General features: G+C 49.2%; 1 protein-coding gene. It reads left to right on the top strand.

Annotated elements, in window-relative coordinates; genetic code table 11:
- Positions 1 to 102 precede the first annotated feature (102 nt).
- Positions 103 to 890, top strand: a 788-nt coding sequence (locus ACFSB2_RS21405; protein ID WP_377945146.1) for an IS110 family RNA-guided transposase, incomplete at its 3' end; no start/stop codon positions are given.

The raw sequence follows: 890 nt of genomic DNA, 5'->3' as shown, positions 1-890 counted from the left end.
TAGTCATAATGAACGAGGCCGGCCCCATTTCGTAAGCACGTGGGTTACACTGAATTTGGGATAACCAGTGCAGAGCCACAATACGAAAAGGAGCCGGTTATAGTGAAGAATAACACAAAATTCGTAGGTTTAGATGTATCAAAGGACACAATTGCCATTGGAATTGCCGACACAGGCCGGGAAGCGCCGAGATTCCACGGTACCATCGCCAATACGCCAGAGGCAGTCCGCAAACTCATTGGAAAGTTAGGGAGCGACGCACAACTGGAGGTTTGCTACGAAGCGGGGCCAACGGGATATGGATTGTACCGCCAACTTCATTCAATGGGTATCACGTGTATCGTGGTGGCTCCATCACTCATTCCAGTTCGTCAGGGGGATCGTGTAAAGACGGATCGACGTGATGCACTGCGCTTGGCTCAACTGTTGCGAGCAGGAGAGCTCACACCAGTGTGGGTGCCTGGCGAGGAAGATGAAGCACTGCGAGATCTTGTTCGAGCGCGAGAAGACGCCAAAAAAGATCAATTGGCGGCACGTCATCGCCTGCTCAAGTTCCTATTGCGTAATGGTATCTATGCGCCACAAGGAACAAAAAATTGGACGACAAAACATCGGAAATGGCTTGATAGCCTTAAGTTTGAGAACCGTGCATTAAGTGTTGTACTTCGTGAGTACCTGCATCACCTCGACGAAATTACAGGAAGAATTGAGCGATTGGAGCAAGAAATTCATACACAGGCCACGGAGAGTCAACATGCACCTGTGATTCAGGCATTACAAACACTACGCGGTGTTGCAGAAATTATCGCAACTTCCTTGGTAGCGGAAATCGGGCAATTTTCTCGATTTCAAAGCCCACGCCAATTGATGGCATATGCAGGTCTGGTTCC

Origin of the sequence: Alicyclobacillus fodiniaquatilis (genome assembly GCF_042678105.1) — a bacterium.
Taxonomy (GTDB): domain Bacteria; phylum Bacillota; class Bacilli; order Alicyclobacillales; family Alicyclobacillaceae; genus Alicyclobacillus; species Alicyclobacillus fodiniaquatilis.
This window is presented reverse-complemented; position numbering and strand designations above follow the sequence as displayed.